This window comes from Brevibacillus sp. HB1.4B, from assembly GCF_013284285.1.
Lineage (GTDB): Bacteria > Bacillota > Bacilli > Brevibacillales > Brevibacillaceae > Brevibacillus > Brevibacillus porteri.
The window spans coordinates 37,814-50,897 of sequence record NZ_JABSUT010000004.1 but is presented as its reverse complement, the minus strand read 5'-3'; the positions used below and the strand labels follow the sequence as shown (position 1 = coordinate 50,897).

Below are 13,084 nucleotides of genomic sequence, written 5' to 3'. Positions count from 1 at the left end.
AGATCTAGGGGGCACTCATGAAGATCCGAAGTGGTCTATACAGCGTACTTCTCGCTGCTTTTTGCATTCTACCTTCCTCTGCCGCCGCCTCCAGTTATGGAACGGCGACTTATTCGCCAAAGCAATCCCAAGACGTACTACAAAACCCTTATATGGGACTGGCTCCCGATTCACGGACGAGTAATCATGAGCAAGAACACACCCTCGTCTATGCCAATCTAACCTGGAGGATGCTCGAGCCAACCAAAGGGGATTATGCTTTTGATGAGGTCGAAGATACGATCCGGCTTGAAGAATGGACAAAAAAAGACGTCAAGTTCATCCTCCGCATCGTTATGGATCTTCCTGATAAAAAATCGGACATGGAGATACCGGATTGGCTATACAACGAGATCGGCGGGGACAATGACCATTTTGATGATGGCGAGTGGTATCGAAACGACTATGGCAAAGGCTACAGTCCCAACTACAGTAATCCATTGATCATCAAGTACCACACGGAATTGATTGACGCTCTGGGAGAGCGCTACAAGGACGATCCTCGCATTGCTTTCATACAGCTGGGAAGCGTCGGTCACTGGGGAGAATGGCACACCGACACGTCTATTCCTTTCCCTGCAACAGAAATCACGGATCAGTACGTACAACCGTATCTAGATAACTTCCCTGATCCCATGCTGCTGATGCGCAGACCACACCCAGTTGCCAAGGAGTACAAACTGGGGCTGTTTAACGACATGTTCGGCAATAAAGAAGATACAAACAGCTACCTGTCCTGGATACAGAAGGGCTACGTCTCCTGGCTGACCAAAGAAAAAATGCCTGCCATGCCCGACTTTTGGAAGTATGCGCCAAGCGGTGGAGAATTCTCTCCATCCGACTCATTGACTAGCTACTTTACTCGCTCCTCGATTAACCAGGTAATCTCACAAGCCAAAGCTTCGCATATTAGCTGGCTTGGCCCAAATACACCCGCACGTTTCGAAAAAGACGGCGATCAACAAGAATATTTGGACCGCTTTTTAAACACGATTGGCTACCGCTTCTCCATCACCAAAGAGACACATGCCAAAGCAGTCGAGCCCGGAGACAGCCTCGCTGTGACGATGGATTGGCAAAACCGCGGTGTTGCTCCATTTTACTTCCCGTGGATTCTCGAGCTGTCACTCGCGGATGAAGACGGTGAGATCGTAACCAAGACCAACACGGACGAAGACATCCGCAAATGGCTTCCCGGCAAGAAAACCGTCAAGCAAAGCTTGGAAATTCCAGATAATCTTCCTGAAGGAACATACACTCTCTGTGTAGCAATCCTCGATCCCCATACAGAAGAGCCGGGCATTCAATTTGCCATGGAAGGCAAACGCTCGGACGGAAGATATACGTTGGGTACGGTCCAAGTACGAAACTGATCCATCAAAAAAATCCCTTCCTGACCACCCGTATAGGAGTCAGAAAGGGATTTTTTCTTCTAATCATTATGGTGCATAATCGCCATCGTAGCTTACCAATGATACGTTCTTCACACCTTCTACCTCTGAAATATCTTGAACAAATGCCGTATTATCTCCTTTGATTTTGACTTCCACGATCAATTCCACCATCTCTTTGTGTACGGTCTTTGACTTCAAGGCGTATTTCAGTTTGTTCAACTGGTATTTAACCCCGTCATTGGCTTGATCGTGATAGTTGATAATGAGCAGATAGGCAACATCTTTCATTTGCCGCTTGGATAATACGACAATGACAGCCGCCACCACCAGTGATCCCAAGACGGAAACCGGGTACACACCCGCTCCCGTCGCAATACCGACCGAGATCGACCAAAACATGAAAACAATATCCAACGGGTCTTTGATAGCAGTACGGAACCGCACGATGCTCAACGCGCCGACCATCCCGAGAGAGAGCACGATATTGGTGCTAATCGTCATGATAATCAGGCAAGTAAGCATCGCCATTGCCACCAGCGTGATGTTAAAGGTATGTGTATAGACGACACCGCGAAACGTCTTTTTGTAAATATAGTAGATGAACAAACCTAGCAATCCCGACAGCACTAGCCCTATGATGGTATCAATGATCGAGATGCTGGCGAATTGATCCATTTTTAAGACACTTTTTTTGATGATATCTTGAAAATTAATCGTATTGGTAGTATCCATAGTTTCCCGACTTCTCCTCACACTAAAGATTATAGTATTTTTTGGTCTCCTCTCTGCAAATGACATATTTGGAGATAGCCGATCGCTGATTACTCAGGTTTTGTAGCAAATGTCTAATATTGAACGGCAGGAATTGATCGTACTTCACTTCCATGATCATCATGGGCTGATGAATAGCTCTGACCATCATGATGTTTTCGTCAAAAATATCGAGTGAATTGACGTTTGCCTTCAAATACTTGTCAAACGTAATTCTGACATTCCCTTCTCTCACCAAATACGCCTCTCGAACATAATCCGTAATGACGCGAGGCCGAAACAGATGATTTTTGCACGATAAATAAAAATCTCGAAGCACAGCACTTTCTGTCTCTCGCAGAAACTCAACATCGCCTGCCAAAATCAGTTCATACTCATCTCGTGTGATCGACGCTGATTCTTTGCAAATGTATCCACCGAACTTGCTCTTTCGCTCCATTTTGATGACTGCATCACTTTTGTTGTAGATGCGAATGCGATACTTTTTTCTTTGAAAAACCCCGTAGTTTTTTTCATAGAGAGCCGTGTCGTGAAAGTCGTCAAAGTACAGGCTACGAATATGATACCCTTCCTCACTCACAGAATAAGGGTCAGGAGTCGCGATCAGACGCAATCTCTGCCGCAGCGGCTCGTAATTACTCAGCCGAAGATAATACTTCAACTCATGCCGCAATCGCTTGTTGCCGAGCTGGATGCCCGTGCTCTGTATTCCTTTCATTTCAATACGAACTCCTTCACCCCATGATAAAGCGCATCCTCGGACTCTACCCTGTCAAATGCCGTCTGTGTGTTCCCTTTGCTGTCCCGAACAATCACACGCCAGAAAAAGCGGCCTTTACCCGGATCGTTTATCGTGTATTGGACTCCTGTCAGCCCCTTGGCCTGCGCGTGTATCTTCGTAAACGCAGGATCGTAACTGACGGTAAAGTCGTAGGTCAGATCGTCACCTTGCAGGTCATAGGAATGGTCCCAGACAAAAATGAGCTTATCTCCTTCTTTTCTTGGCTCCCCCATAAAAAAGGGCATCGGATTCGCTTGGCGTTCATAGTACCTCTTTTTGTTACGCTCCGGTTCACCAGATAGAAGTGCTTGCTCATTGTGAAAATAGGAGACATCCAACGGTAAGTTATATAAATCAGGTTGTTGCAGCACATATTTACTCACAATCGGATAATAGCTCTTCAAGTATTTTTCCGTTTGCTCCTTCGTAATGATCTTGCTGATTTCCTCAACCTTTTCGTTAAGCGTTTTGATGTTTTCGGGATCTTTAAAGATGCGGCGATGCAAATTCGACACCCAGTAGTCGGAAATGCCAAACTGCCATTGTCCAAGCCCTTTTTCCGGGCTTCGCTTGAGCTCTTCTTCAAAAAATCCCCACGATGCGTCATAGTCCCACGGTAGGAAATACCACTTGTTGGAGTTGCTAGGGCTGTACAAGTAAAAATTATGAACAGCCGTGTCGTGATTCCCCATCAACAGGTTGGATGCCAGCCATGTATAGTAGTTCTCCCGATCAAAATGCCTGTCCAAAAAGTCTTGCGTATTGATCGCAGGATTGTGAAGATCGTCCAGCATCGAAATGAGCTTTTCATGGTTCTCACTGCCTTTGATCTCCAAAATTTTCTCAAAGGCTTTCTTATCGTAGGTAGGGTCTGTTGCCAGCTTGAGTTGTTCCTCGTAACGGTGGAACTCGAAATCAATTGCCTTGTACAAATTTCCGTTTCGGTCCAATCCGTGCGCCTGCAAAAATGTTTTGTTTGGCTGTTCAATTTGAGTGAACAAACCGTAATCAACAAAGTCTCGGTCCGGATTTTTTTTGGTCAAATCCTTGATTTTTACCTGAACGAACTGCGTCCGCAAACTGGTCATATTTGGCATTTGCTCGAAATAATCAAAGCTAAGCTTTTGTCGAACACGCGTCATGTCAGACTTGTGCTTACTTAAGTTGATGTTGCGCTGATCCCGCCAGTATCCGGCGCTGTCGAACAAACGGATTTTGTACGATTTTTGTTCCGCTCTTCTGCTCGATTCCCCCCGCAGCTCAACCGTTCCGTTCGCTCTCGACTCGCCAAAACCAAAGTACCCCTGGGTTGGCCCCTCCGCCGTCCCTTCCTGCATAATGACTTTGGCCTGGAGATCTTCTCCCTTTTCATTCCGTCCACTAGGAGCTAGATTGAGTTCCGTAAAGGTGGTCGTTTTCAGTTTCGAATTTTCTTCGTTGACTACCGTCACATATAAATGGACAATGCTCCCATCAACATCCTGATCGTATACGCTTCTATTTTCAATCAGATCCTCGTTCATCTGCTGAGTTGACGCCACCTGATTCGTTGCTGGCGAGTTGTCTGACACTGGCTGTTCAGGTGCATCTTGTGTACAACCAGTCGATACAACTCCTAATGCAACGAGCAGGCTCAGTACGAATCGTTTTTTCTTCAACCTATGTCCTCCCCAATCTATACATCCCCGTCTATTCCATTCGTTTTCCTTTGACAAAGAGCGGCTGTAGGCAGTAGGTGTAATAATCGATATTTTTCAAGTAATAGATCAGCCTGCCGAGACCGGCTACCAGTGCAAGAAACGAAGCAATAAAAAATGAAAAACCGTAGTTATGAAGGGGCAACATCGCTATAGTGATGACAACGGTACTGGCGAGAAATAAGGTTGTCACCGCAAACGCTCCCTTCCGATCGTCAAAATAGAGCAACATCAGCACGATCACAAACATAACAGCGTACAAATATCCCGCGATGACCAAGATGTTGTACCGCTCCATTTGATCGGACGTAAAACCGATGTGCGGAAGTAGCGTAATGCCTAGAGCCAGTGCAACGAAGGAAAAGAACAGCTGCACCTCCATCATGAAGCTGAGCTCCTGCATCAACGTTTGAATCATGTCCGTTTTCGCCCGCTTGATATCCTGCACCGAGCCTGTACCCAATATCGTTCCGTAATACGCTCGATACTTCTCGTAAAAAGCAGTCTCCACAGATACCACAAACATGACCATGGTAGGCAATATGCTCAAGGAAGCGTAGAACGCTGGCACGTCGTAAAAAGGCGCAATCACGTAAGTATCCGCCACGATCTCCTGCAGCGGACTCCCCAGCCAGTAAATAAAATGGTGCACATAAAAACCGAGAGAACAAAAGAGACCCACACCAAGCAGACTTGGGTACTTTTTCACGTACTTCAGGAAATCAAAATAATTCCTCTCCCGCTTTGGGAAAAAACTCTCCAGATGAAGCATAGATAGGACGATCATCGTAAAAAAGCCGAGATCCAAAGAAATCAGCATCGCGATTCCTTTTTCCAGCTCAGTCAGATTCAACAACAGAAACGCAGCCAGAAGCGTAACGGCAACAGCAGCCAAATACCCACGAATGATGCGCATATAATCCTTTAATGCGGACAAGTAGGCAGATTGCAGCCATACGACGATCAGTTCCACAAAAAGAAGGTAGGCTACGAGCTTAAAGCCAGACGGTAGAGGCGCGAGCCAGTAAAAGGCACCTCCGAGAATTCCCCCCAAACCTAGACAAACAGCGATAACTCCATACAAAGACGCAATGATGTCGTTATACTCACGCAAGTAAATTTTGTCTGCGATATAGCGAGAAATGACCATGGAAAAGCCGCAGGTAATTAACAGAGAAAACACGAATGCATAAACGACAGCTGCTAAAAAAGACATCCTTTCCAAATAGCTGACATTCCATTGAAGAAGAATTTGCTGTAGCACCGTAATCATTACCATACAAATCAGCATCGGTCCGACTGTGACCAACGAAGAAAATGCATACGCCTTCACACTGGACAAATACCCTTTATTCCGAAACATTTTCTTCAGTTCAAAGCCAATGCCCGCCATGTTTCTTACACCTCGTATTTCCGATACATATTGCGATATCCCGCCAAGAAATTCTCATGTGTGTAAATAGCTGATACTCTCTGGAAGCCACATCTGCCCATTCGCCGTCTCATGGGCTCGTTTTGGCATAACGTAATGATCGCTTGAGCAACTTGAGTAAAATGCATGACGGGTACCGTTATCCCTGCGTTGCCATAGTTGTCACCATTGCCGTACAACAATTCCCGACAGCTTCCCACGTCCGTTGTGACGAAGGGCTTTCTGCATGCCATTCCTTCCAAAATAACGAGCGGTTGTCCTTCACTGATGCTGGTCAAAACAAGCATGTCCATTTTTCCGAGATACTCTTTCACATTGACCGCACCCGTAAACGTAACATCCTCCAGCTGCAGGCTTTCAACCAATTGCAGGCATTCTGTGTAGTACTCCTCGTCTTCATCCGTCGGACCCATGATGACAAAGCGTGCGTGTGGCACTTGTTCTTTGACGAGCCCGAAGCTGTGCAGCATTGTTTTAATATCCTTGATGGGTACCACGCGGACGACAGCGCCAATCGTTATTGCATCGTTCTTTTTTTCCTCCACGATGTCTACATAATCGCTCACTTTTACACCGTTTGGGATCACTGATACTTTGGAAGGATCACAGCCTAGCTCAATCTGAATTTCCTTGTTTCGCTCAAACAACGTGATTACCTCATCCGCGTAAGAGTAGGCACATGCAGAAAGGTTATGAAAATAATCGATCCAAATATCTTTAAAGTGACCCTTAATCCAGTTTGCCTTGATAATTTCTTCTTCCCGCTCGCGGGTGTAGATTCCGTGCTCCGTCAGCAAAAACGGCTTTTCATGCAGATACTTCCCGAGACTCCCTGCTACACCGCCATATCCCGTACAAACACTGTGATACAAATCCGCTTGCGGCATGCCGTTTTGAATGACCAGACATAGTGGCAACACCATCGAGCGAATCATCCAGATCATTTCGGTAAAGGGAATTTGCGGGTATTTTTGCTCGCAAAGCCGCTGGATTACCTCGAAAAAGTCCTTGCTTGTAAGCAACTCCGCTACGGATGGCACCTTACTCCCCGACAACACGGAAAAAAGAGCATGCCAGTCGCCCTTACTGCCATCAAGCAACGAAAGCACCGCTTGCTGTTCATCCTCAGTTAGCCCCAGACGCTTGCCCAGTGCAGCATCTTCTTTGAGATAGGCATCCAGAAATACCTCTTTGATTTCCACCACATTCGCGGGGAGCTGGTAGACGTATTTCCCCCTATTTTTCTCTTCTGCACCAATCGCATAAATGATAAACTCATGCTCTGGCATGCTAGCGATTAAGGAATGAATCCAACTAGAGACACCCCCTGTAATAAAAGGGTAAGATCCTTCGGCAATCAGACAAATTTTCATCGCTTACTCTTCCAGTCCTATTTCAAATTTTGCACCCGTTGCATGTACGAGATAGGCGCCTTCCTCTATTTTTTCTACCGTGCAATTTACTAAGCTCGTCATTTTTTTATTTGTCCGCAAGATGTAATACATTTCGTCGGAGAAGTTGTTCATGTATCCTGTCATTTTTTTATCCGTATGCGCTATATACACATCCGTCTGCAAATAGCTCTCAAGGCTTGCTGCAGCTTCGGAAGCAGTCTGGCTGCGCAGCCATGGATAGTGCTGGTAAAGCTCTTCCATCATACGTTGAAAGTCTTTTACCAATTCCGGCCACGACTTGTTATTGCTTCGTTCCTTGTCCAACACATCGTCTGGATGAACAAAATGGGAAAAGACACCGATGGATGTGATCGCATTCGCTATGTACCAATCATGAATGTCTGTACGACTGTATCCCGAGGTAATACGAGGCAGCTCTACGATGCCATCTTCGGCCACGGAAAACTCCTGGATGTATTCGTGCGTGCTGTCTGATTCCGCATATAAGGAGGCAATGACTCTCAGATCAGGGAAGGACGTTTTCAGCGCTCGACGCCCTTCGGCTCCCAACACGTTGGAAGGCGGGACATACACCTGTACGTCATATGACGAGAAGACCTTCTTGATATAATCGTTCAGGTACGAAAGTGACTCGGCCATACTTGCTTCATCAGGCCAAGCCTTATACTCGTAATGGCTCGCTGTCGCTTGATCAGTAACCAGCGATTGATGATTATATCCGTGGATGCCCAATTCGCCACCCAATTTCACCAAATCCCTGCCGTACGTAATCAGATTGTTCGAATCTGTTCCTTCCTCATCGGCGAAGGGGGCGGTAACACGGTTATTGTAGGTTTTGATAATCGCTCCCGTGTAGGTCACATCGTAATCAGCAGCAAGCTTGATCATGTCGGGCCACCACACATCCCGAAAGAAGCTGGGAATATCTTTGCGGTACTCGCGGTAAATACTCGGCTCGATTCCCTGGCGAAAGGGAGCAGGAAAGTCGTCAATATACGTGATTTTCATATTGAAAATGGGGTACATGAAATCTTGATTCAGTAAACTGATGCCACCAGCAATCAGTCCTCTGTTCATGGCAGATTGCATATTTGTCCCGTTATAGACTAGGAACTTTCCCTGTCCATGCAGAGCCTCCCATAGCAGTGGCATATTGTCGGCAGAAACAGCATGTACCTTCGCTTGCCTATCCAGCTCTACGGGAATCGAGGAATTAACAATGGACTCTCCCCCGATTTTTGCATTTTCTCCTTGGATCAAGAGATTGGATCTCATCTGAATGCCTTTTGTCACGATGGGGAGATCGATGGAATTGATCCCTAGCTTTCGGTAAATGCGATATAAACTGTCATTGTATTCAGGCGTACGAGAAAGGAACACATTTCCCCCATTGTGCGCATATTGCATCATCGCATCCAGATCGGCTAGCAAGCCCAGATTTTCTACAGTGACAATGACCGTCATGTATTGGGGATCGGGCTTCGAAAATTGCTTAATGTCTGCGAGATCGTACTCCTTTTTCATGTACCGTAGCACTTGCTCTACATTCCTCGCGATTGCCATGCTGCTCTCATCCTTGGAATCATGCAGAATGAGGAACCGCTCCCTTGCAAGCTTGGCGATTTCCTCCTGGCTGATTGCGTTTTGCTTCGGCTCGTCAGTCTGCACTCCCGAGCCTCCCGATTTATTACTGCTCACCTGGAGGATGAACTGTGATCGGGTAGCTTCTATGGTGATCCCCAGAATCGCCACAAAGATCAGAATGAGGTAGATGTTTTTTTTCACAGGAATGTCGTTGGACCTCGACTGGCTCCATTCTCGATCCATTTCCCTGTCTCTTTTCTTTCTCCTGTTCCTTGTCATTCTCATTTTGTATCGCTCATCTCTTTCGAATTCGTACCTGTTTCCTGTGCAGCAGCGACTTCCTTCCAAGCACTGTCTTGCTCATCAGCTTCTAGGGTGTTCCAGTAGCGAATCATCATCAGCGTAGCGTGAGAGATTTTAACCGCCGAGCCTTTTAATCGATTCATTTCTGCCGCAAACCCTGCATGGTCTCTGATCGTAAAAAATCGCTTTAGCGACATGACATATGGCTGTTCGCTTTCTGGATGATACTCATGAAACAATTGACAGTACTGTGCGGCTTTTTCATAGGACTGGTTCACTAGCTCACAATTGATCTTGTCCATAAAATAGCTTTCTTCTTCCTGATAGATGTCCAATAAAGACTCCAGTACAAAGGAATACGTATAGCTGTATTTCACATAGGTTCGTTGATCAATAAGTGGACTGTCCAAGTACTTCTTCAATACGTCTGCGTAGGCGCGCAAAACCTCAAGATTCTGCTTGTTTTCCTCGTATTTCACCGATAAATCCTGCAGCTGAAGCTGAAGGTTGCGTCGCATTTCCGTTAAAGCGGCTGCTGCGTAGTGAACCGTTTCCGAATCTTCGTTTTGCAGGGCTGTCTCCAATGTACCGATCTGCCAAATGGTCTGCTCTTTCAGGACATCGATCAGCATCTTTCGCCGCGTGCTGGTGTCATTCAAAAACAGAATGTCCTCAACTGGAACGATGTTCATTTCCTTTTCCATGTCCGTTCTTCGAAAAATATTTGATCCCTCCGAGAGCTTCAGCAAATCGCTCTCCAGCATTAACTCATTCACATTCTTTTTCGATGTGCGCTTGTACACATCGGTAATTGCTAATAATAAAAGACCGAAAATGGGAAGAAAGCCAGCGACTAGCATTCGCACGATCAGCATTTGCTTATTACGGCCGTGGCTTTGCATCAAACTGTAACAAACAGTCACCAATACATGGAGGAAGACAAACTTAAGCATAGGCGCCATCCCTCAGGGAGAAGCGATCCTGGTCTTTTTCCTGTACAATTCTCGCTGCCATGCCGAGTCTACCAAGCCGATCAATCACGATATTGGCTTCTTGCTCGTTTGAATTGGAGAGAATGATATAGATGTCTCCTGCTTCGTCCATTCCCATATAATCCGCTTCACGCAGAGAGCTGGCGATAAAGGAAGAGAGCGTATGATGGTCCATTTGCGCAGCGTCCACTGCCAAGAGTGTAAAGTCAGTGTTCAACTGTTGCTTGGCGTCCCTTTTGTTCTTCAACATAGCCGAAAAATAGGCTGGAATCAGGATGGAGGTGTCTTCTAGATAGCGATCCTTTTGTGTGGAGTTTAAGAAACGAAGTGAACGCGACAACGCGGAAGAGATCAATTGAACGGCGACCTGGAAAAGGTTTTGGGTGTACATCGTAAAATTTTCGAATCCAAGTTGTTGCAGCGTTATGACCGCCACCATTTTGCCATTGTCAAAAATGGGAGCTGCCATAAGAGGCATGTCGTGACGCAGCTCTTTATTCACGATGATCTTCTTCATTATCATTAGTTCAGTAAGATAAGCATGCTCACTCATTTTCAACGAGCGTGGCAGATCAAAGCCCGCTTTATTTGATTTAGCCATCAATCGCAAGAAGGAGCCATTTTGATTCATCGTATAAATTGCGATCTCATCGGACTTCATGATTCTTTCCAGCACCTTGACCGATTTCTGCAATACGCGTTCCGGCTCGAGGCTGTCCAGCTCCTTGGTGATGTTGTAGATTTTTCCGAAGCTGTCTTCCGAATTCACGATCTGCTGCTGCAATTCTTGCTTGACCATCAGGACATCGTTGTAAATGTCTTTTAAAAAGTCATACTTGTCTTCCAGCGCTTGCTTTTGCAGTTCCTTAGACAATATGTCCCTGTTTCGTTTATCGATCGAATACCCCACAGCAATCCCGATAATAAAATAGACAGCGATATGAAACAGAGCATTGGCGTCATACAAGAGCGATACGACATCGCGCCCGTTATGCAGGCTTTCTCCGATAAAAAGTCCACAGGCCAGGATGACAGACAAGAGCGATTGCTTCGTTCCGTAAATCGCGCCTATCAACACGATGTAAATCAGCTTGAGATCAAAAACACCACTGTTAACCGTTCCAACTGTAGCGAAAACCACCACAAGAAAAGCGAGAATGTTCTCAATGTACGGCCTTGCATCCCATGAACGGAGCCAATTGATCGTTTTCTTCGCTTCGCTCTCCTGCTCTTGTTCTTTCTCTGCGAGGGTCTCTTGATACCACTGCGCCGTTTTTTCCAGCCCCTCCAGCAATGAATACATCGGGATCCAATCTAGTCTTCTCTTTACCCGCGTATTGTCCAAAACCGACTTATCTACATCTCCTGGGCGTTTTTCCCTTCGCACTATTCCCTGGAGCTGCTGGTTCGCCCCGAGAATGTCAATAAGCTCATTAATGCTGCTTTCCTGATTGGTAGACAAATTCATCACCCCGGTATCATCCGTGGTAACGGAACGGAAAATGGCGTCAGCTACATCCTCTACATAAATAAAATCTCTCGTTTGACTGCCGTCCCCGTGCAAAACGATTTCTTTTCCATGGCTGATCTGGGTTAAAAAAGTAGAGATGACGCCGCCTTCCCCGACTGCGCTTTGTCTCGGGCCATACACATTCGCCAAGCGAAAGACAACCGTTCGCAAGCCATACATTTCCGCCCATTTGCGGCAATACATTTCGCCGATGTGCTTGTTTATTCCATAAACAGATACCGGATCACACACTGAATCTTCGTGTAAAGGAGTATTTTCATTCATGCCGTAAACAGCGGCTGATGACGCAAAAATAAATTTGGACACGCCATATTTACTCGATAGCCTCAGCATATTCATGAGTCCAAGAATATTCGTATTCGAATCCAGCAGGGGGTCTTCCATGGATGCAGCAACACTTACTTGGGCCGCTAAATGTACGACGACATCGAACTTGTTGCTTTTAAATACTTCATCGCATTTTTTATCCGCTACATCCAGCTCGTATGCCTTATGCGGAAATGTGACGTTCCTCTGATTGCCTGAACTGAGATTGTCGAGGATAAATACTTTATAGCCTTCCTTATTAAATCTCTCTGCGACAAAAGAACCGATGAACCCATAACCACCTGTGATCAAAACTTTCATACTAACACCTCAGCTATTTGTTTCCCCTGTCTATCTCCCTGCCGAACATTTAACCCTGTTCCCAGCACTTTTTGGACAGCCCATTCGATTCGCTCCAGCTGCAGTGGCTTCGCTATAAAATCCCGCGCACCTGCCTGAATCGCCTTGATGACGGTATCGTGCCTAGACACCGCTGAGCAAATAATGATCTTGGCATCCTTGTCCAACTCCATGATTTTGCGTGAAGCAGTCAAACCATTCATGCCGGGCATGGTGATATCCATCGTGACGAGTGATGGTTTATACAAGCAGTAATTTCTAACAGCCTCCTCTCCTGAATCAGCTTCCGCTATGACATGTAGTCCTAACGACTCAAATATGTTGCGCAGTACATGTCTCGTAAACGCTGTATCATCAACAATCAGAATGCTATTCATCCAAACCGCTATCTCCCATCCTATTCATCTATATCTTTTGGATCATTTTATTATAGTAATATATTCCTGATTTCACTACCAACCAAAGTTACTGTCTTGCAA

Annotated in this window: 10 protein-coding genes; 1 reads left to right on the top strand and 9 read right to left on the bottom strand. The window is 45.9% G+C overall.

Annotated elements, in window-relative coordinates; translation table 11 throughout:
* Window positions 1–17: 17 nt before the first annotated feature.
* Window positions 18–1,412 carry a DUF4832 domain-containing protein gene (locus HP398_RS10910; protein WP_173622566.1) on the top strand — a complete coding sequence of 465 codons (1,395 nt, stop codon included), beginning with the start codon at window positions 18–20 and terminating at the stop codon, window positions 1,410–1,412.
* A gap of 66 nt (window positions 1,413–1,478) precedes the next feature.
* Here the strand turns inward: HP398_RS10910 and HP398_RS10905 are convergent, their stop codons facing one another.
* Genes HP398_RS10905 through HP398_RS10865 form a run of 9 tightly spaced genes read right to left on the bottom strand, consistent with a single transcriptional unit; the run spans window position 1,479 to window position 12,982 of the window.
* Window positions 1,479–2,165 carry a DUF4956 domain-containing protein gene (locus HP398_RS10905; protein ID WP_017249677.1) on the bottom strand — a complete coding sequence of 229 codons (687 nt, stop codon included), beginning with the start codon at window positions 2,163–2,165 and terminating at the stop codon, window positions 1,479–1,481.
* A gap of 22 nt (window positions 2,166–2,187) precedes the next feature.
* Window positions 2,188–2,922 (bottom strand): polyphosphate polymerase domain-containing protein, encoded by a 735-nt coding sequence (locus tag HP398_RS10900; RefSeq protein WP_017249676.1) that lies wholly within the window; start codon window positions 2,920–2,922, stop codon window positions 2,188–2,190.
* Entirely contained in the window at window positions 2,919–4,643 is a 1,725-nt protein-coding gene (locus HP398_RS10895) for a CotH kinase family protein (RefSeq protein WP_173622565.1), read from the bottom strand. Before HP398_RS10895 ends, HP398_RS10900 begins: the two co-directional genes overlap by 4 nt.
* Window positions 4,644–4,674: 31 nt before the next feature.
* Window positions 4,675–6,075 (bottom strand): exopolysaccharide Pel transporter PelG, encoded by a 1,401-nt coding sequence (pelG, locus tag HP398_RS10890; protein WP_173622564.1) that lies wholly within the window; start codon window positions 6,073–6,075, stop codon window positions 4,675–4,677.
* 5 nt (window positions 6,076–6,080) lie between these two features.
* A complete protein-coding gene (pelF, locus tag HP398_RS10885) occupies window positions 6,081–7,487 on the bottom strand; it encodes a GT4 family glycosyltransferase PelF (RefSeq protein ID WP_069847418.1) in 1,407 nt (468 codons plus the stop codon).
* A 3-nt stretch (window positions 7,488–7,490) separates the two neighbouring features.
* Window positions 7,491–9,356 (bottom strand): DUF2194 domain-containing protein, encoded by a 1,866-nt coding sequence (locus tag HP398_RS10880; protein WP_217368646.1) that lies wholly within the window; start codon window positions 9,354–9,356, stop codon window positions 7,491–7,493.
* A 38-nt stretch (window positions 9,357–9,394) separates the two neighbouring features.
* Window positions 9,395–10,369: a hypothetical protein gene (locus tag HP398_RS10875; RefSeq protein ID WP_173622563.1), complete on the bottom strand. Its 975-nt coding sequence runs from the start codon at window positions 10,367–10,369 to the stop codon at window positions 9,395–9,397.
* Complete coding sequence (locus tag HP398_RS10870) at window positions 10,362–12,566, bottom strand: NAD-dependent epimerase/dehydratase family protein (RefSeq protein WP_173622562.1); 2,205 nt, start codon at window positions 12,564–12,566, stop codon at window positions 10,362–10,364. The genes HP398_RS10875 and HP398_RS10870 overlap by 8 nt, the downstream gene beginning before the upstream one ends.
* The gene (locus HP398_RS10865) at window positions 12,563–12,982 is read right to left on the bottom strand and encodes a response regulator (RefSeq protein WP_017249669.1); all 420 of its coding nucleotides are present in this window, start codon (window positions 12,980–12,982) and stop codon (window positions 12,563–12,565) included. The genes HP398_RS10870 and HP398_RS10865 overlap by 4 nt, the downstream gene beginning before the upstream one ends.
* Between the last annotated feature and the right edge of the window lie 102 nt (window positions 12,983–13,084).